The organism is Flavobacterium sp. CS20, assembly GCF_018080005.1.
In the GTDB taxonomy this organism is placed as follows: domain Bacteria; phylum Bacteroidota; class Bacteroidia; order Flavobacteriales; family Flavobacteriaceae; genus Psychroflexus.
Map to the genome: position 1 here is coordinate 2,974,222 of NZ_CP073015.1, position 19,475 is coordinate 2,993,696.

Consider the following 19,475-nt stretch of genomic DNA (forward strand, 5'->3'; position numbering starts at 1 on the left):
CGCAATTTATGACTGAAAGCATTCAATTGTCTAATGGAAAATCGGCTTATTTTGCTAGCGATAGCCATCTTGGTGCACCTAATCAAGTGAAAAGCAGAGTTCGTGAACGCAAATTGGTGAATTGGCTTGATGAAATTAAAAACGATGCTGAGGTTATTTTTCTCTTGGGTGATTTGTTTGACTTTTGGTTTGAATACAAAACGGTGGTTCCAAAAGGTTTTGTGAGAATTCTCGGAAAACTCGCCGAAATTACAGATTCAGGTATTCCCATTCATTTTTTTGTTGGCAATCACGATTTGTGGATGAAAGATTATTTTCAAAAAGAGTTGAATATTCCTGTTTATCACAAACCACAAGTGTTTGAAATCAATGGTAAACAATTTTTTATCGGTCATGGCGATGGTTTAGGGCTAAAAGATAAAGGCTACAAACGCATGAAAAAAGTGTTTACCAATCCGTTTTGCCAATGGCTCTTTAGATGGTTGCATCCTGATTTGGGCGTGAGATTAGCACAACATTTATCCCTGAAAAACAAACTGATTTCTGGCGAAGAAGACGCTAAATTTCTCGGTGAAGAGAACGAGTGGTTAGTGCAGTATGCCAAACAAAAACTGAAAGCTGAACATTATGATTATTTTATTTTTGGTCATCGGCATTTGCCTTTAAATATTCAGCTTAAACAAAATAGTCAATACATCAATCTTGGCGATTGGATAAAGTATTACACCTATGGTCAATTTGATGGTGAGCAATTTCAATTGAACGCTTTTGGTAAGTCATTCCATTATTCAGATAAATAATTAAAACTCAAGAGTCTTTAAGATTTTTATTGTTTTCTTGGCATCTTTAGACTTAAACACAAAACTGCCAGCCACGAGAACATCAGCACCCGTTTGCACGAGTTGTTTGGCGTTTTTATCGGTAACACCGCCGTCAATTTCTATCAGTGTTTTAGCATTTTTAGACAAAATTAATTCTTTGAGCTCGGCTACTTTTTCGAAGGTGTTTTCAATAAAACTTTGTCCGCCAAACCCTGGATTGACACTCATCACACAAACCAAATCAATATCCTGTATGACATCTTTTAGTAAATTGACAGGCGTATGCGGATTAAGAGCTACGCCAGCTTGCATGCCATTAGCCTTGATGGCTTGCAATGTTCGGTGCAAATGCGTGCAAGCTTCGTAGTGAACGGTCAGTAAATTAGAGCCCAAATCCGCAAAATTTTTGATGTAGCGGTCAGGGTCAACTATCATCAAATGCACATCTATAAATTTGTTAGCGTGTTGGCTTATTGATTTTAAAACAGGCATGCCAAATGAAATATTAGGGACAAAGACGCCGTCCATAATATCAATATGAAACCAATCGGCTTCACTTTGGTTGACCATTTCAATATCACGCTGAAGGTTTGCAAAATCGGCGACAAGAATAGATGGGGCTATTTTATGGGTTTTCATTATAAAAATATTTATGTACCTTAGCGTCTTAGCGAGATTTTTTTTACCGCAAAGTCGCAAAGGTCGCAGGGTTTATTTACTTAAATACATTTTTCTTCTCGTGTACAACTCGTAAAATTCATCATCTTTTAAACTATCAATAAATAAAATACTTTCACCAGTGCTTTTCATTTCAGGACCAAGTTGTTTGTTGACTTCTGGAAACTTATTGAATGAAAATACAGGTTTTTTGATAGCATATCCATCCAAATGAGGCTTAAATTCAAAATCACTGAGTTTATTATGTCCTAACATCACTTTTGTGGCGTAATTGACGTAAGGCTCACCATAAGCTTTTGCAATAAAAGGCACTGTTCTTGATGCTCGTGGATTGGCTTCAATGATATAAACTTTATCGTCTTTGATGGCAAATTGAATATTGATTAAACCCACAGTTTCAAGAGCTAAAGCAATTTTTTTGGTGTGGTCTATTATTTGTTGCATGACTAAATCACCGAGATTAAATGGTGGTAAAACGGCGTTTGAATCTCCTGAGTGAATACCGCAAGGTTCAATATGTTCCATGATGCCAATAATATAAACATCTTTGCCATCACAAATGGCATCGGCTTCGGCTTCTATAGCACCATCGAGATAGTGGTCGAGTAGGAGTTTGTTATTAGGTATTTTTCTCAATAAATCAACAACGTGAGCTTCCAAATCCTCTTGGTTGATGACAATTTTCATCCCTTGACCACCAAGCACATAAGATGGTCTAACCAAAATAGGAAAGTCGAGTTGTTCAGCTAATTCTCTGGCTTCGTCGGCACTTTCGGCTACGCCAAATTCAGGATAAGGAATATTATTCTGCTGAAGTAATTTAGAAAAACTTCCGCGATCTTCGGCCAAATCTAAAGCTTCGTAGCTTGTGCCAAGAATTTTTATGCCATATCGGTTGAGTTTTTCAGCCAATTTTAAAGCGGTTTGTCCACCGAGTTGAACAATAACGCCTTCGGGATTTTCGTGCTGAATGATGTCATAGATGTGTTCCCAAAAAACCGGTTCAAAATAAAGTTTGTCAGCCGTATCAAAATCGGTTGAAACCGTTTCAGGATTACAGTTAATCATAATGGTTTCGTAGCCACATTCCGCAGCGACAAGAACGCCGTGAACACAACAATAGTCAAATTCAATACCTTGACCAATGCGATTAGGACCTGAGCCGAGTACTACAATTTTCTTTTTATCGGTAACAATACTTTCATTTTCTGTAAATGTGTTTCCGTTTTTATCCGTAACTTCTGCTTCAAAAGTAGAATAGTAGTAAGGCGTTTGGGCTTCAAATTCAGCGACACAGGTATCTACAAGTTTATAAACCCGATTGATGCCGAGTTCTTTTCGTTTTTTATGGACTTGACTTTCTAAGCGACCTAACATATGGGCGATTTGCCTATCTGCAAATCCTTTTTGTTTGGCTTCAAGCAAGTATTCTTTGGTTATATTGTCGATGTTAAATTTTGAAATTTCAACTTCAAGATTGTAGAGTTCTTCATATTGTTTTAAGAACCACATATCTATTTTGGTAATCTCGTGAATGCGTTTCAATGGAATACCAGCTTGAACGGCATCATAAATCACAAATACACGATCCCAGCTGGGGTGAGTTAGTTTTTCTATGATGGTATCGTATTTTTTGTAGCCTTTACCATCGGCACCAAGTCCGTTGCGTTTGATTTCGAGTGATTGTGTAGCTTTATGTAAAGCCTCTTGAAAAGAACGCCCGATGCCCATGACTTCACCAACGGCTTTCATTTGTAAGCCGAGTTCGCGGTCAGAGCCTTCAAATTTGTCAAAATTCCATCTTGGGATTTTTACAATCACATAATCTAATGTGGGTTCAAAATAAGCAGAAGTGGTTTTAGTAATTTGGTTTTCAAGTTCATCGAGATGATAGCCAATAGCCAATTTTGAAGCAATTTTAGCAATTGGATAGCCTGTAGCTTTTGAAGCCAATGCTGAAGACCGAGACACTCTTGGGTTGATTTCTATGGCAACAATATCTTCTTTTTCATCTGGGCTTACTGCAAATTGCACATTACAGCCTCCAGAAAAATTACCAATGCTACGCATCATTTTGATAGCCAAATCTCGCATACGTTGGTATGTAGTATCACTCAATGTCATCGCTGGTGCAACGGTAATGGAGTCTCCAGTATGAATACCCATCGGATCCATATTTTCTATGCTACAAATAATAGCAACATTGTCGTTTCTATCTCTGAGCAATTCTAATTCGTATTCTTTCCAACCGATTAAAGCTTTGTCAATAATGACTTCGTGAATGGGTGAAGCTTCTAATCCGCGAGTGAGTGATTTTTCAAAATCTTTTTCGTCGTGAACAATTGATGCACCAAGACCACCCAGAGTGTAAGATGCCCGAATGACCAAAGGAAAACCAAATTCTTGAGCGACTTCTTTGCCTTTCAGAAAAGAAGTTACCGTTTTTGATGGTGCTACGCCAACATTGATATCTTGCATCAGTTTTCTAAACTGTTCACGATCTTCAGTGATATTGATGGCATTGATGTCAACTCCAATCATTTTCACATCAAAGTCATCCCAAATTCCTTTTTCATCTGCTTCAATACAAAGATTTAAAGCGGTTTGTCCACCCATTGTTGGCAACACGGCATCAATTTGGGGGTGTTTTTTAAGGATTTCAATGATTGACTTGGTAGTTAATGGCTTGAGATAAATATGATCTAGTATACTTGGATCTGTCATAATTGTTGCTGGATTAGAGTTGATAAGTATAGTTTCTATACCTTCTTCTCTAAGCGAACGCAGGGCTTGAGAGCCTGAATAGTCAAATTCACAAGCTTGACCAATGATAATTGGACCAGAGCCTACAATTAGAATGCTTTTTAAATCTTGGTTTTTTGGCATTGAATGGTATTTTTAATGGACTAAATTTAGATAAAAAAAAAGTGTTACCGTTAAGTAACACTTTCAAAATATTAAAATAGATATTGTCATTTTATTTTCTTCTCATACTGGTTTCTGATGAAACGCTTAATTTTTTGCGACCTTTAGCTCTTCTTCGTTTTAAAACCTTTCTGCCGTTAGCAGACGCCATACGCTCTCTAAAACCGTGTTTGTTTTTTCTTCTACGCTTTGAGGGTTGAAATGTTCTTTTCATCAGACTCTATGTTATAAGTTTGTATGCTTAATTTTTATCGGGTGCAAATATACAAAGTCTTTTTAATTTTACAACATTAATTTTTAAATCTTTTCCATAGGTTTTTCGTAACTTTGCAAATTCAAAATAACGGCTATGTTCAACAAAATTATTAAGCTTATTCTAGCAGTATTGGTTTTTGCCTATGCTATATATCAATTCATAGAAGGAAATATCGGTAACGGCATATTGCTTGTATTGCTCAGTGGTATTTTTGTGTTTTTATATTTCAAAAACGAACTTATATTGTTAGCGTTTTTAAGATTGAGAAAACAAGATTTTGAAGGCACTAAAAAATGGTTGGATAAAATAAAAAATCCTGAAACAGCTTTAACCCAAAAACAACAAGGTTACTACAATTATTTGCACGGTTTAATTTTGTCGCAAACCAATATGACCAAAGCCGAAAAATATTTTAGAACCGCTATTCGTCTCGGTTTATCTATGAAACACGATTTGGCTATGGCAAAACTCAACTTGGCTGGCATTGCGATGTCTAAACGCCGTAAACGTGAAGCTCAAATGCTCATTAAAGAAGCTAAATCTTTGGATAAACACAATATGCTTGGTGATCAAATCAAAATGATGAAACAGCAGATGAAGAAGTTTTAGCGAAGAGTTTATGAGTTTAAAGTTTTTTCAAATTGCCAAAGTATTTCGCGGTTTTCAATATAAGGCTAATAGTTGATGTGTTTTTAATCTATTGAGAGGTTTATTTCTAATTTTTTTTTTAACCTTTTAGACATTTAGATAATTAAGAATTTTTAGCTAATCTTTCCTTTATTTATAATGCTTAATAAAAATCAAACTATAAATTGATTTCTGTCAACTTTAATAAGATGTTAATATCTTAAAGTTTTAAGTTGTTTAACTTTGCAAGTCCAATACCATTTTATGCAAGATTTTTTTATCACGCTTTTATATATCATCATCGGATTTTGGATTCTTCGCTTAATTCTTAAATGGGCGTTTCCATATTTACTCAAGTATTTTATAAAATATATGGGTAAAAAAGCCCAAAAGCGTTATGAAAATCCTAATCAAAACCCTTTTGATAAGCAACAACAATCTTCTGAGCGTTCAAAAACATCTTCTAAACAAGATAAAGAAAAAGTAGGGGAGTATATCGACTTTGAAGAAATTGATTAATTTGCCCGTTCAAAATTTTTTTAAATGAAAATTAACTGGAAAATCATCGGCATACATTCTGGAATTATCTTGGGGTTTATTGTCGTTGCCGTAGCTTATTTCTATCCTGTTTTGCAAAATAAAATCATCTACCAAAGCGATATCGTACAATATATTGGTATGGCCGATGATAGGAAAGCTCATGTCGAAAAATACGACGAAGAACCGTATTGGATAGACAATGCTTTTGGAGGAATGCCGTCTTATCAAGTTGGGGCTAACTACCCTCATCACTATATCAAATCTTTTGACCGATTTTTAAGGTTTTTACCACGACCAGCCGATTATTTGTTTTTGTATTTTATCGGGCTTTATATCTTGTTTTTGGTGTTGAGAGTCAAACCACTAATTGCTTTTTTTGGGGCATTGGTTTTTGGGTTTTCAACTTATCTCATCATTATTTTGGGCGTTGGTCATAATGCCAAAGCTCATGCCATTGCATATATGCCAGTTGTCATTGCAGGCGTGTTGTTGTGTTTACGGCATAAATATTTAAAAGGTTTTATTTTACTTTCTTTAGGTATGGCACTCGAAATTGCTGCTAACCACTTTCAAATGACTTATTATTTAACTCTGCTTTGTGTGGTGATTGGAATAGTATATTTGATTGAGGCTATTAAAAACAAAGCCTTACCGAAATTTGCTAAAGCTGTTGGCGTTGCATTTGTTGTCGCAATTTTGGGATTAAGTCTAAATGCGACAAATTTATTAGCCACGCAAGAATACACTCAATTTAGTACAAGAGGAGAAAGCACAGTAAGCATTTCACCTGATGGTCAACCTAAATCTGAACAATCTGCTTTAGAATATGACTATATCACCGAATACAGTTACGGCATTGCTGAAAGTTTAAATTTATTTATACCTAGGTTTAAAGGTGATTTTGAGAGAAAACAATTTTCAACTGATTCTCATGCCTACAAAGAATTATTAAAAATTGGAGCGACTCACTCTGAATCTTTGAGTTTTCTTAATCAACAGGTAATCACTTACTGGGGAAAACAACCCATTGTAGCGACCCCGGCGTATATTGGTGCTGGCGTTTTAGTCTTGTTTATATTAGCTTTATTTCTTATAAGAAGCAAGTTCAAAACCTGGATTGTAGTGGGTTCAATTTTAGCTTTGCTCTTGTCTTGGGGCGATAACTTTTCGGTTTTAACAAAATTATTTATCAATTATGTGCCTTTGTATGACAAATTTAGAGCGGTATCTTCTATCCAAGTTTTAATTGAATTGTGTGTGCCGTTGATGGCTTTTGTGGGTTTGGCTTATTTTTTCAGTGATAAAACCTCAAAAGTTGAAAAGAAAAAAGCTTTAAAAATGAGTGCCATAATCTGTGGTGGCTTGTTAGTTTTTTTAATGTTATTTAAAGAATCTTTGTTTGACTTTTCTGGTTTTATGGATAATAATTTCAGAAAACAATTAGGAGAAAACTTTGTAAGAGCCTTAAAACTTGACCGACAAGCGGTGTTTATGGCTGATGCTTGGCGTTCACTTTTTATTGTAGCTTTAGTTTTAGGAGTGTTATGGTTATGGTTTTTGCAAAAGCTCAAAATGCAATGGGCAACTTTAATTATTGGTTTGGTTTGTGTTTTAGATTTAGTTTTGGTAGATCAACGTTATGTTAATGAAGATGACTTTGTTTCTCAAGCAGAAATGAAAAAACCTTTTCAAGCCAATTCGGCTGACCGAGAAATTTTAAAAGATAAAACCCATTTTCGAGTGTTAGACCTAAGTGTTAATCCGTTTAATAATGCTCGAGCATCTTATTTTCACAAATCGCTTGGTGGTTATCACGCTGCTAAACCACAACGCATTCAGGATATTTTTGATTTTCATATTGCACAAGGCAATCGAGAAGTTTTGAATATGTTTAATGTGAAATACAATATCATCCAAAATCAAGGTGAAATTATGGCTCAGCCTAATCCTGAAGCCAATGGCAATGCTTGGTTTGTAGATTCTCTAAATATTGTAAAAGATGACAACCAAGCCATCTTAGCTTTAAGCAATATCAACACAAAACGCGTTGCAATTATTAAAGAAATTTATACAAATCAACTTGGTCAACAACAATTTGAAAAAGATTCACTTTCAAAAATTGAACTTATAGACTACAAAATGAATCATTTGGTTTATGAAAGTCAATCAAGTTACGACGCTTTTGCAGTCTTTTCTGAAATGTATTATCCTAAAGGTTGGCAAGCTTATCTTGACGGCAAACCAGTAAATCACGTTCAGGTTGATTATACTTTAAGAGGTTTAGTGATTCCAAAAGGCAAACATCAAATCGAGTTTAAATTTGAGCCACAGGTCATAAAAACAGGAAGTCGCATCAGCTTAGCTGGACACGTTTTGTTTTTAGTTTTACTATTATTTGGTGCGTTTAAGTATGTTAAACAAACTTCAACCGAAGTCAAAAATGACTAAAGCACCCAAAAAAGTATTGATTGTTTTGTACTACTGGCCACCAGCTGGCGGTCCAGGTGTTCAGCGTTGGTTGAAATTTGTGAAATATCTAAAAGATTTCAATATTCAGCCTACAGTTTTTGTGCCTAAACATCCGCATTATCCTATCGTTGATAAGAGTTTAGAAATGGAAATTCCAAATCACGTTGAAGTTATCAAATCTTCAATTATTGAACCTTATACTTTGGCACAATTATTTTCTAAAAAAGACACCCAATCTTTAAGTAAAGGCATCATCAAAGCCTCTAAAAATCAAAATTTTATACAAAAAGCATTGCTCTATATTCGTGGAAATTACTTTATTCCAGATGCCAGAATGCTGTGGATAAAACCTTCTGTAAAAAGAATTTCTAAACTTTTAGATCAAGCCAATTTTGACGCTATCATTACTACTGGTCCGCCACATAGCTTGCATCGTATAGGTTTTTGTTTAAAAATGAAATACCCCAATCTGCCTTGGATAGCCGATTTTAGAGATCCTTGGGTTAATATTGGTTATCACAAAGATTTAAAACTAACACCATCTTCAGTTGAAAAGCATCAGCAGATGGAAAATGAGGTTTTAGCTTCAGCCGACCACATCACAGTGACGAGTCCGACCACCCAAAAAGAGTTTCAAAAAAAAACTGAAAAACCTGTGAGTTTGATTACCAATGGTTTTGACGATACTGATATTGTTACTGAACTTGATGAGCATTTCAGTTTAGCACATATTGGCACCTTGATGAGTGAGCGCAATCCTGAGAATTTATGGCAAGTTTTAGTTGAGTTGATAGAAGAAGATGAGCATTTTAAAAACAATTTAGAACTCAAATTTATCGGACAAATCAGTCAAAACATTATCGACAGTCTAAAAAGTTTTGACTTGCAAAAACATTCTACGTTTTTAGGCTATTTGCCCCATAAAGATGCTCAACAACAAATGTTTAGTGCACAAGTTTTATTATTGATAGAAAAAGATATGACCCAAACTCAAGGTATCATTCCAGGTAAGTTTTTTGAATATTTACAAGCGAGACGACCCATTTTAGGGATTGGTCCACAAAATTGGGATGTTGCGGAATTAATCAACAAGCATAATGCTGGTTCAGCTTTTAATTATCATGAAAAAGATGAGCTTAAAGTTCAAATCAAAACCTATTTTAAAGCTTTTATGAAAGGAAAACTCGAGGTCAAATCAAAAGATATCGAAGTTTATCACCGAAAAGCTTTAACTGAGAAATTGGTTGAGATTATCAATTAGCTTTTCCCTTAGCGTCTCTGCGAGAGAATTTTTACCCATCAAAAGATTTCAAAATCTCTTGATTTATCTCATGTGTTCCATCAAAGGTTTTGACTTTACATCGATTTCCAAATAGGTTTTCGGCTTTTTGAACTTCTTGTTTTGCTCTATCTTTTGTGATATAGGGATCAGATTTACCATAAATTAAATAAGGTTTAAACCTTAAATCTTTAAAATTTTCAGCTTTTAATTCTACAGGAATTCCACCCGAATGCATCAACAATTTTTCACAGTTTATCTTTGATTGAGCAACCCAACGCATAGCTACAGAAACACCTTGTGAGTAACCCAAAACGATAAGTTTTTTATCAGAAAAAGGCTGGATTTCCTTTTGGTAAATAGCATCAAAATAAGCTTTGATGTTTTGCATTTCAAGCTGAGTTTCTTCACGGGTGAGCCAAGATGCTCCAATGCGTTTAAAACTTTGGTCTTGATAATATTTAGATGGAGCTTGGGGTGCGATGATGTAGTTTTTTTCAGGATTTAATATCGAAAAATATTTTATAAAATATCGACTCAAATAACCTAAACCGAGACAAACCAACCAAATGTTTTCAGTTTTATCCGTCAATAGATTTAAAGTTGAGTATGTTTTTGTAGTCGAGTATGAAATTCTATGTTCAGGCATTTTTTTTGTTTATTTTTACAACAGTTTCAAATTTACATAAAATCCATAAATCTATGACAAATCAAGAGATGCTTGACCGCTATAATGCTTTGAGCAAAAATACATTGATGGAAACACTTTCAATAGAATATACAGAAATTGGCAAAGATTATCTTGTTGCCAAAATGCCTGTAAACTCAAGTGTTCATCAACCCGACGGCGTTTTGCATGGTGGTGCTATGGTAGCTTTGGCCGAAAGTGTTGGAAGTGTTGCATCTATTATGTTTTTAGATCCATCTAAATTCATTATCAGAGGTATCGAAATTTCGGCCAATTACGTGAGAAGTGTGAAATCAATCACGTGACATCAAAATCACTGAAGACAACCGATGTGAAATCTCTGTAAAACTTACTACTATAGCTTTACCAAAGTCAAAATAAATGATTCAAACCGATTTCTTTCAACAACTTAAAACTCATTATTCACACCAATTGCCTTTTGTATGTTATGCTCAAAATCATCAGCTTAAAGCTTATTTGCAAAGCAATAATAACCTAAATACCATAGATAATTTTAACGTACCAGGATTTGTATTTTGTCCATTTTCTGATGCAAACGCTAAAGTCATTTTTCCTGAAAATCAATCCAAAATTTTAAATTCTCAGTTGAATGATAAGGATTTTGAATCCTCAAAAACCAATTACGCAACGTCTGAAACGGAAAAGCAAACTCATATCAATTTGGTTTCAAAAGCCATTGAAACCATTAAAAACACAGACATTCAAAAAATAGTTTGTTCTCGTAAAGTTACTATCAAAAAAACAATTGATCCTTTAAGAACGCTTAAAAAATTAGCTTCAAAATATCCCAAAGCCTTTAGCTATTGCTGGTATCATCCTAAAGTGGGTTTATGGCTTGGGGCAACGCCTGAACGTTTTTTGTATCTCGAAAGAAATATTCTTCAAACCGTAGCTCTTGCAGGAACGATTAATGCTGATGAACAAGCTGAACCACAATGGACAAAAAAAGAAAAGGAAGAACAACAAATGGTGGTTGATTTTATTGTTTCTGCTTTAAAAAATCACTCGGATAAGCTTGATGTTCAGAACGCTCAAAGCGTTAGGGCGGGAAATTTGTGGCATTTAAAATCTAATATTAAAGCCCAAATTGAACCTAAAGATTTGTTTAAAATCATTCAGGATTTACATCCCACATCAGCCGTTTGCGGTTTGCCAAAAGATAAAGCCAAAACGTTTATTGAAGCACACGAGACTTATCAACGCGGTTATTATTCTGGATTTTTGGGACCAATGCATTTTAAACAAGCTATAAGTCGATCCAAAACTCAAAAAAATCAAGAGCAACAAGCTATACAGAGCATCAAACGCATTTCTGATTTGTATGTTAACCTGAGATGTATGCAAGTATTTGAAGATTATATAGAATTATACGTCGGCGGTGGTATTACCAAAGACAGTCAACCCGAAGCTGAATATTTAGAAACTTTGGCTAAATCTCAAACCTTGTTAAATGTGCTTTAATAAAATTACCTTCTAAAAAGTTAATGAATTTAGAATTGTAAATTTGCACAAAACTTTAAGGATTGAAACACAATATATCATCTATTCCATTAGCTCAAACTATTGTAGAATTATGCCGTAAAGCCCATATAAAACACGTTGTAATTTCACCAGGTTCACGCAATGCACCTTTGACCATTAGTTTTGCTACTCATCCATTTTTTAAAACTTATAGCATTGTCGATGAGCGTTGTGCGACTTTTTTTGCAATGGGCATGGCTCAACAACTTCAAGAACCAACAGCTTTGGTTTGCACTTCAGGTTCGGCGATGTTGAATTATTTTCCTGCTGTTGCTGAAGCATTTTATAGTCAAATTCCATTAGTGGTAATTTCAGCAGACAGACCTGAACACTTGATAGATATTGGTGATGGACAAACCATTAGGCGACCTTATGTTTACACCAATCACGTAGCTTACGAAGCCAATTTAAAAAGCGATAACCGCAATGAAGACAATACGTTGATACAAGATTATAATTCTAATCAAATTTTTAAAGCTTTGCAAACTTGCTATCAACAGCATTTGCCTGTGCATATCAATGCACCATTTGATGAACCTCTTTATGATAAAGTTGAAACTTTAAGTGTTGATTTAAACGTTTTTGAATTTGATAAGACAAATTTTTTAAATCAAATACAGCAAAATGATATTGAAAGTTTTGTTACAAATTGGAATCGAGCACAGCGAAAATTAATTATAATAGGCGTCAATCATCCTGATGATATCAAAATTGAAGATATAGAGTTTTTGACCAAAGATGATTCAGTGATTGTGATGACAGAAACCATTTCTAATCTTAATCATAAAACCTTTTTTTACAGCATTGATAGTATAATTTCACCTTTGGAATTGGACGAGCAAAAAGAGATTTTATTTGAAAAATTGCAACCTGATGTATTGTTGACCTTAGGCGGAATGATAGTGTCTAAAAAACTTAAAGCTTTTTTGAGGCGTTTTAAACCAAAATTTCACTATCATCTTCATCCATATCGTGCATTTGATACGTTTTTTTCAGATGTTATTCATTTGCCCTATCAAGTTAGTGATTTTTTGAAAACGATTCAGCCTAAAATAAATACACAATCTTCAGACTATTTTTCGTTTTGGAATTCGATTAAGCAATCTCGAGAAATTCAATCTGAAAATTATATCAATAACATTCCTTTTTCTGATTTTTGGTGTTACAATCACATCTTCAAAAGTTTACCCAAAGATATTTTGCTCCATCTTGGCAATAGCTCGTGTGTGCGATATTCCAATTTTTTTGATTTAGATACGCAAACACAGGTGTTTTGCAACCGTGGTACGAGTGGCATTGATGGTTCATTATCAACTGCAATTGGGTCAAGTGTGGTTCAAAATAAACCAGCGTATTTAATTTGTGGAGATTTGAGTTTTTTATATGATTCTAATGGGTTGTGGAATAATTATTTACCTTCAGATTTTAAAATTATCGTTATCAACAATCAAGGTGGCGGCATTTTTAGAATTTTACCAGGCGATAAACACGATGATTATTTTCATACCTATTTTGAAACGCAACATCAACATACGGCAGAACATTTAGCAAAAATGTATGAGTTTAAATATTTAAAAGTTGAAAACAAAGAAAGTTTAGAACAAGCTTTGCCAGAATTTATTGAGAACAAACACAAATCAATTTTAGAAATATTCACACCTACAGAATTGAATGATAAGGTGTTGTTGGAGTATTTTAAGGTTTTAAAAACCAGTAATTCAACTGAATAAATCCCCGTAAATTGATTTATTAAAATTCAGAGATTTGATTATTTTTGGTTTTGAAATCAATCACATGAAATTCTTTAGCAATTTATTTTTTATCTTAATTATTATACAGATATCAACACTTTCTGCTCAAAATAATTATGGTATAAATTTTCCGAGTCACAATCGAGATCAAGTTTGCAGTTCATTTGTTCAAATATTCAAGCAAAAACCGCGTGAAGTTAAGTTTTCGGTTATTAGAGAAGGTCAAAAATTGTATTTTCAAATCAATGATAAACGCTGGTTCAATACCTTATTTAGCAATAGAGAAGATGGCATTGCAATTGATGTGGTCAGCAAAAAAAGATATGATTGTGATATCGATTACATAAAAGATCTGCAAATTAAAGGAGAACTTTTACCACCTGTTTACAGCAAAGATTTACGCCGTGGTTTAGAATCTTACGACGACAAGTTTTACCGAACTTTTGTCGGAAATGTTCCTCGGAATCTTATGGATGAGTCTTTAGAATACAATATTTTATTTTTAAACAATAATAATTTATGTCGCTATCAAATTATTTATAATTTAGAATCTTATCCATGGGAATTGCTTGATATGGGTATGTATCTTGATAGTTTAACCTATACCAGAAAAGCGATAAATTCTCGAGGTAAAGAAGGTTATGTGTTAAAAAATAAAACGCTAAAATTTATTATTCCATTTGAAAAAAACAAAGCAGAATACACTCAAAAAGACATCAAGCCCATTTATGATTCTTTAAGATTGACAGATTTTAATATTAAAACCATCAATATCAAAGCTTATTCGTCTGTTGAAGGCAGTTTAGAACACAATATTGAACTCCAACAACAACGAGCCAATAGCATTGTAGAAGCTTTACAAAGTTTTCAAAAACCAACAATACAAACCAATGTTTCGACTTCTGAAAATTGGGTGGAGTTTTTAAATGATATCAAAGGCACAAAACATTCTGATTTGGCAAAGCTATCTAAAAATCAAATCAAAACCAAATTGGTGGGCTCACTTTCAAATGATTTAGAACCTATTTTAAAACATCACCGTAAAGCCGTTGTTGAGTTAGAACTTGAAAAGAAAGACAAGTATAAAAACATGACACATAAAGAACTGTTGTCAAAATTTAACTCGGCAATTTCAAATTCAAATCTTGAAGAAGCCAAAACCATTCAAAATTCCATTTTTGAAAAGCTTAAAGATAAAACGATTTCTCCAGATTTTTTAACTCAAATGCAAGTACCAAAGCAAGCTAAGTATGTTAAGATTTTAAACAAAAATGCAACATTTAAGAGTATGTTAGATGTCAGACAATCTTTAATTGTTTACAATGAATTGAAAGCTTTAGAAAAATTAGTACCAAATACTCCTGAAGTGAAATACAATATTGTAGCCACAAAAATCAAACTATGGCAGTTCAAAGCGATTGATGTCAACCCAACAAAATTTAAGAGTCAAATCAAAGCACTTAAAAATTATGGAATTTCAGAACCTTTAATCTCTAGGATGTTGGTCAATTTTCATATCATCAAGGCAGAAAATGATATGCAAAAAAGAGATTATGCAAGCAAAAACGCATCTGTTAATTTTATCAATAACAACTACAAAAAATTTGACTTATCAGATTATGATTACCTCAGCTTAGCTCAGTTTTTTAGTTTTTATGCCAATACGGATCTTGCTGTTGAACTTCTTGAAACCAAGTCGAGAAGCATAGATATAGATGAAGATTTGTTGTTCTATTACCTTAACCTTACGATAATAGATAAAAATTTAACAGAGAACGCTAATTATAGAACAGTTTTGTTAAATGCTTTTAATATGAATTCTGAACGTTTTTGTAAATTGTTTAATTCTATTGAAAATGGCGGTGTAACGTTTCAACTTTTAAGTGATGAATATTTGAGAACTACTTATTGTGAAAGTTGTGAGCAATAAAAGATGTCAGTAGTTTAGTTAGATGTTTTAAATATTGTATAATATAAAAAAATCTATTTTCTTGAATTGAAGTTAGTAAAAATAAATGCAATATCTTTTATAAGAATAAAATTTGATTTGACTTTCATTTAAAAATATTATATTTTTGAATGAATTTATTATTTAAATCAATTAAAATGCCAAAAGTAACCACAGAATATCAGCATGGTGAGGCGAGGATTTTTAAAAATCCTTTTTTAGAAAGTTTGACCAAAACAAACCCTATTTCAAATATTATTGTTTACGGTTTGAGTATTGCGTTGTTTACTTATTATGCAATAGCTAAAGTTGGTTTAGATCCCATAGTTTTTATTGGGCTTTTTGCCTTTGGAATGTTATTTTGGACTTTTGCAGAATATTTGTTGCACAGGTATTTATTTCATTGGATAAATGATAATAAGTTCGTCCAGCGTTTTCATTTTATCATGCATGGTTCTCATCACAAATTTCCAAGAGACGAAGCAAGATTGCTCATGCCACCTGTGCCAGGTTTGATTATGGCAAGTTTGTTGTTCGGTTTGTTTTATCTCATATTTTGGATATTTCAGATTCCAGATTTATGTTTTGGTTTTTTTCCTGGTTTTTTTTCTGGCTATTTGATGTATTCTTTTGTTCATCGTGCTATACATGTAAATAAACCACCTAAACGGTTTAAACACATTTGGTTACATCACAACATCCACCATTTTAAATATCCCGATAAAGCTTTTGGCGTATCCAATACGTTTTGGGATAAAGTTTTTGGAACGATGCCACCAAAAAAATAGCACGCTTTATTTCATCTTTTTTTAGCATGTCTTATATTCGTTGAATGCTTAGTCATCAACTCAACACACCAATTACCTACCTTAAAGGCGTAGGTCCTCAAAAAGCTAAAATTTTAGAGGAAGAACTCAGCATAAAAACTTATGCAGATTTAATTGAATATTTCCCGTTTAGATATATAGACAGAACTCAGTTTTACAAGATAAAAGATCTCAAAAATAGTCTTGCCGAAATTCAAATTGTTGGGGTTATTACAGAAATACGGATGGTTTCTCAACGCCGTGGCAAAAGGTTAGTAGCATCTTTTGAAGACCAAACAGGGCAAATGGAATTGGTGTGGTTTAAAAAACAAAAATGGATAAGAGAAAATTTGAAGATAAATGCTCCCTACGTCATATTTGGAAAATTAAATTTCTTTAACGGTCAGTTTAGTATGATTCATCCAGAAATGGAGTTATATAAAGAATTTAAAAAAGATTTTAATGTAAAACTTCAACCGGTTTATTCTAGCACTGAAAAATTGACTAAGAACAACCTCGGCAATCGCTTTTTTAACAGAATGCTGAAGCAACTTTTTACTGAATTACAATCTCCGTTTCAAGAAATTTTACCACAAAATATTGTAGAAGAATTGAAATTAATTTCACCTTCGAAAGCCTATTTTAATATCCATTTTCCACAATCTAATGAGCTTCTTTCAAAAGCTCAATTTAGACTGAAATGGGAAGAATTTTTCTTTATTCAATTGCAACTGGTAAGAAAGAATCTATTTCATAAACATAAGATCAAAAGTTTTAAATTTAAGCAAATTGGAGATTATTTCAATACATTTTATAACAACATTCTCCCGTTTGAATTGACAAATGCTCAAAAAAAAGTCCTCAAACAAATTAGAAATGATTTAGGACGAACAGCTCACATGAACAGACTTTTACAAGGTGATGTGGGTTCAGGAAAAACCATCGTAGGATTTATGAGCATGTTGATTGCCTTAGATAATGGATTTCAGACGTGTATGATGGCTCCGACTGAAATTTTAGCCAAACAACACTACCAAACTATTGCCGAATATTGTGATCAACTTGGTATTAGTATTAGCCTTTTAACTGGTTCAACTACTGCCAAACAACGCAAAGATATTCATCAAAATCTTGAAAATGGCAACCTACATATTTTGGTCGGCACACATGCTTTGATTGAAGATAAAGTTAAATTTCATAACCTCGGTTTTGCTATTATAGACGAGCAACACCGCTTTGGCGTTGCTCAACGGGCTAAATTATGGAAGAAAAACGATTTGCCACCCAATGTTTTGGTTATGACGGCTACGCCAATACCTAGAACTTTAGCGATGAGTTTGTATGGCGATTTGGACATTTCAGTCATCGATGAGTTGCCACCTGGAAGAAAAACCGTTAAAACGGTTCACCGCTATGATGCCAATCGACTTAAAGTTTTTCAGTTTCTCAAAAATGAAATCTCCAAAGGTCGTCAAGTTTATATTGTTTATCCATTGATTGAAGAATCTGAAAATTTTGATTACAAAGATTTGATGGATGGTTATGAAAGTATATCAAGAGAGTTTCCTAAACCAAATTACCAAATTTCAATTGTTTACGGCAAAATGAAACCCGAAGACAAAGCGGCTGAAATGCAAAGATTTGTCAATGGCGAAACTCAAATTATGGTGGCGACAACGGTTATAGAAGTTGGCGTTAATATACCAAATGCATCGGTAATGGTAATTGAAAGTGCAGAGCGTTTTGGTTTGTCACAACTACATCAATTGCGCGGTAGAGTTGGGCGAGGTGCTGAGCAAAGCTATTGTATTTTGATGACAGGTCACAAACTTAGCGACGATGCAAAAACCCGACTACAAACAATGACCCAAACCAACGATGGATTTCAAATTGCGGAAGTTGATTTAAAACTACGTGATTCTGGTGATTTGATGGGAACGCAACAAAGCGGTTTACTCAATTTAAAAATAGCAGATGTTGTAAAAGACAGTAGCATTCTTGAAAGTGCAAGACATCACGCCATAAGGTTATTAAAAAAAGATCCTAACTTAGAAAAACCCGAACATACGCTTCTTAAAAAAGAATTCATAAAGCTTACACAAGATAAATTTAAGTGGAACTATATCAGTTGAAATCAATGGTTTTTGTGGGTTTATCTTTCTCTTTTTCCAGCTCATCATCTTTCATATCTAAGTATTTATCCTCGTGAAATTGATCAAATCGATAAGACAAACCAATTCCTGCAAGCCAACGTTGAGGTGTGTCTTTAAAATTGATCAGCCCAAAAACATCCAATTGGAGGTCTTTATTAAATAAATATGCACCACCAGCTCTAATTAATTCATCACTGTAAAAATCACTGTTAGTAGTTTCAAATTCTCCAAAAATTGAATATCTTCTATTTAATGCGTGAGTTACTGTAAATATTCCACTATAACTCGGAAAATCAGTTTCAACTTTATCAGCTATAATGTTTATTACCAAAACTGTTCTATCGAGATTGCTTTGTGCAGATACTCCAAGTTTAGATGATATGTTAGGCTCATCTGGAAACATAAAAGGATTGTCACCGAACAGCAAATTGGCTCCAGCATAAACAGAAACGGCAGGTATCAAATCTTTCCATTGAAAACTATGATTAGCATGATAGCTATACAGATTTGGTCCTTCTTTTTGTCTTTTTTTGTGTGGATCGTAAACCAAGTATTTTGCACCGAGAGTATTGGTTTGAAAATCAGAAAATGAAAAACTTTGGGTTATATTGCTTATCATATTAGTTTCATCAGCAAAAGCAAAACGACCTTCTAAAATGAGCTCGAGTTCTTCTAAAATTAAACCGTAACGAAGTGCATAATCGATAAAAAATAAATCTGTGTCCGTTTTAAGCAAATCGTGTTCGTCATTGCCCAGACCTATTCCACCTTCAACTTGTATCACATTTGTTCCTACGCTATAGGCTCCAAAAGAAGCTCCAGGACGATTTGAGTTGATAGTTTCAGTGTATTGCCCAAAAAACAAATTAACACAAAGGAAACACAAAATTGAAAATGTGGTTTTCATAGCTTATTAAATTGGAAAACAAATGTATTAAAAATAAATCTTTAGAAGAATGTTTTTTTAATTTTAGCCTACTTTTAAAAGACTT

At 33.6% G+C, this 19,475-nt stretch carries 15 protein-coding genes and 1 pseudogene; 11 read left to right on the forward strand and 5 right to left on the reverse strand.

Annotated elements, in window-relative coordinates; all coding sequences use genetic code 11:
* Nucleotides 1-8: 8 nt before the first annotated feature.
* Complete coding sequence (locus IGB25_RS14140; protein ID WP_211065550.1) at nucleotides 9-800, forward strand: UDP-2,3-diacylglucosamine diphosphatase; 792 nt, start codon at nucleotides 9-11, stop codon at nucleotides 798-800.
* Here the strand turns inward: IGB25_RS14140 and rpe are convergent, their stop codons facing one another.
* The 3 genes from rpe to rpmH all read right to left on the reverse strand — a co-directional run bounded on the left by rpe (nucleotide 801) and on the right by rpmH (nucleotide 4,638).
* Nucleotides 801-1,460, reverse strand: coding sequence for a ribulose-phosphate 3-epimerase (gene rpe / locus IGB25_RS14145; protein WP_211065551.1), 660 nt, complete (start codon nucleotides 1,458-1,460; stop codon nucleotides 801-803). It abuts the gene before it with no gap.
* 72 nt (nucleotides 1,461-1,532) lie between these two features.
* Complete coding sequence (carB, locus tag IGB25_RS14150) at nucleotides 1,533-4,385, reverse strand: carbamoyl-phosphate synthase large subunit (protein WP_211065552.1); 2,853 nt, start codon at nucleotides 4,383-4,385, stop codon at nucleotides 1,533-1,535.
* A 91-nt stretch (nucleotides 4,386-4,476) separates the two neighbouring features.
* Nucleotides 4,477-4,638 carry a 50S ribosomal protein L34 gene (gene rpmH, locus IGB25_RS14155; RefSeq protein WP_211065553.1) on the reverse strand — a complete coding sequence of 54 codons (162 nt, stop codon included), beginning with the start codon at nucleotides 4,636-4,638 and terminating at the stop codon, nucleotides 4,477-4,479.
* Nucleotides 4,639-4,773: 135 nt separating this feature from the next.
* On the opposite strand from rpmH, the gene IGB25_RS14160 reads away from it, so the two are divergent.
* The 4 genes from IGB25_RS14160 (at nucleotide 4,774) to IGB25_RS14175 (ending at nucleotide 9,577) form a co-directional block, all read left to right on the forward strand.
* Complete coding sequence (locus tag IGB25_RS14160; protein WP_211065554.1) at nucleotides 4,774-5,289, forward strand: DUF2892 domain-containing protein; 516 nt, start codon at nucleotides 4,774-4,776, stop codon at nucleotides 5,287-5,289.
* A gap of 282 nt (nucleotides 5,290-5,571) precedes the next feature.
* A complete protein-coding gene (locus IGB25_RS14165) occupies nucleotides 5,572-5,826 on the forward strand; it encodes a DUF4834 domain-containing protein (protein ID WP_211065555.1) in 255 nt (84 codons plus the stop codon).
* Between the two features lie 24 nt (nucleotides 5,827-5,850).
* A complete protein-coding gene (locus IGB25_RS14170) occupies nucleotides 5,851-8,295 on the forward strand; it encodes a YfhO family protein (RefSeq protein ID WP_211065556.1) in 2,445 nt (814 codons plus the stop codon).
* Nucleotides 8,288-9,577, forward strand: coding sequence for a glycosyltransferase family 4 protein (locus tag IGB25_RS14175; protein WP_211065557.1), 1,290 nt, complete (start codon nucleotides 8,288-8,290; stop codon nucleotides 9,575-9,577). The genes IGB25_RS14170 and IGB25_RS14175 overlap by 8 nt, the downstream gene beginning before the upstream one ends.
* 31 nt (nucleotides 9,578-9,608) lie before the next feature.
* Here IGB25_RS14175 and IGB25_RS14180 read toward each other — a convergent pair whose 3' ends face one another.
* Nucleotides 9,609-10,244, reverse strand: coding sequence for an alpha/beta hydrolase (locus IGB25_RS14180; protein WP_211065558.1), 636 nt, complete (start codon nucleotides 10,242-10,244; stop codon nucleotides 9,609-9,611).
* A gap of 53 nt (nucleotides 10,245-10,297) precedes the next feature.
* Between IGB25_RS14180 and IGB25_RS14185 the strand changes: the two are divergent.
* From IGB25_RS14185 to recG, 6 genes and pseudogenes are all read left to right on the forward strand, one after another.
* Nucleotides 10,298-10,664: pseudogene (locus IGB25_RS14185) on the forward strand (hotdog fold thioesterase).
* Nucleotides 10,665-11,765 carry a chorismate-binding protein gene (locus tag IGB25_RS14190; RefSeq protein WP_211065559.1) on the forward strand — a complete coding sequence of 367 codons (1,101 nt, stop codon included), beginning with the start codon at nucleotides 10,665-10,667 and terminating at the stop codon, nucleotides 11,763-11,765.
* A 62-nt stretch (nucleotides 11,766-11,827) separates the two neighbouring features.
* Nucleotides 11,828-13,555 (forward strand): 2-succinyl-5-enolpyruvyl-6-hydroxy-3-cyclohexene-1-carboxylic-acid synthase, encoded by a 1,728-nt coding sequence (menD, locus tag IGB25_RS14195; protein ID WP_211065560.1) that lies wholly within the window; start codon nucleotides 11,828-11,830, stop codon nucleotides 13,553-13,555.
* A 34-nt stretch (nucleotides 13,556-13,589) separates the two neighbouring features.
* Entirely contained in the window at nucleotides 13,590-15,506 is a 1,917-nt protein-coding gene (locus IGB25_RS14200) for a hypothetical protein (protein WP_247653538.1), read from the forward strand.
* A gap of 176 nt (nucleotides 15,507-15,682) precedes the next feature.
* Nucleotides 15,683-16,312 (forward strand): sterol desaturase family protein, encoded by a 630-nt coding sequence (locus IGB25_RS14205; RefSeq protein ID WP_211065561.1) that lies wholly within the window; start codon nucleotides 15,683-15,685, stop codon nucleotides 16,310-16,312.
* A 44-nt stretch (nucleotides 16,313-16,356) separates the two neighbouring features.
* Entirely contained in the window at nucleotides 16,357-18,462 is a 2,106-nt protein-coding gene (gene recG / locus IGB25_RS14210) for an ATP-dependent DNA helicase RecG (protein WP_211065562.1), read from the forward strand.
* Here recG and IGB25_RS14215 read toward each other — a convergent pair.
* Nucleotides 18,455-19,390, reverse strand: coding sequence for a transporter (locus IGB25_RS14215; RefSeq protein ID WP_211065563.1), 936 nt, complete (start codon nucleotides 19,388-19,390; stop codon nucleotides 18,455-18,457). The genes recG and IGB25_RS14215 overlap by 8 nt on opposite strands.
* Nucleotides 19,391-19,475 lie beyond the last annotated feature (85 nt).

What these genes read in the sequence shown, in the direction of transcription:
- IGB25_RS14170 (WP_211065556.1), top strand. Translation starts at nt 5,851, where the DNA reads ATGAAAATTAACTGGAAAATCATCGGCATACATTCTGGAATTATCTTG.
- IGB25_RS14175 (WP_211065557.1), top strand. Translation starts at nt 8,288, where the DNA reads ATGACTAAAGCACCCAAAAAAGTATTGATTGTTTTGTACTACTGGCCA.
- IGB25_RS14165 (WP_211065555.1), top strand. Translation starts at nt 5,572, where the DNA reads ATGCAAGATTTTTTTATCACGCTTTTATATATCATCATCGGATTTTGG.
- carB (WP_211065552.1), bottom strand. Translation starts at nt 4,385, where the DNA reads ATGCCAAAAAACCAAGATTTAAAAAGCATTCTAATTGTAGGCTCTGGT.
- IGB25_RS14190 (WP_211065559.1), top strand. Translation starts at nt 10,665, where the DNA reads ATGATTCAAACCGATTTCTTTCAACAACTTAAAACTCATTATTCACAC.
- IGB25_RS14140 (WP_211065550.1), top strand. Translation starts at nt 9, where the DNA reads ATGACTGAAAGCATTCAATTGTCTAATGGAAAATCGGCTTATTTTGCT.
- rpmH (WP_211065553.1), bottom strand. Translation starts at nt 4,638, where the DNA reads ATGAAAAGAACATTTCAACCCTCAAAGCGTAGAAGAAAAAACAAACAC.
- IGB25_RS14205 (WP_211065561.1), top strand. Translation starts at nt 15,683, where the DNA reads ATGCCAAAAGTAACCACAGAATATCAGCATGGTGAGGCGAGGATTTTT.
- IGB25_RS14160 (WP_211065554.1), top strand. Translation starts at nt 4,774, where the DNA reads ATGTTCAACAAAATTATTAAGCTTATTCTAGCAGTATTGGTTTTTGCC.
- recG (WP_211065562.1), top strand. Translation starts at nt 16,357, where the DNA reads ATGCTTAGTCATCAACTCAACACACCAATTACCTACCTTAAAGGCGTA.
- IGB25_RS14180 (WP_211065558.1), bottom strand. Translation starts at nt 10,244, where the DNA reads ATGCCTGAACATAGAATTTCATACTCGACTACAAAAACATACTCAACT.
- IGB25_RS14215 (WP_211065563.1), bottom strand. Translation starts at nt 19,390, where the DNA reads ATGAAAACCACATTTTCAATTTTGTGTTTCCTTTGTGTTAATTTGTTT.
- rpe (WP_211065551.1), bottom strand. Translation starts at nt 1,460, where the DNA reads ATGAAAACCCATAAAATAGCCCCATCTATTCTTGTCGCCGATTTTGCA.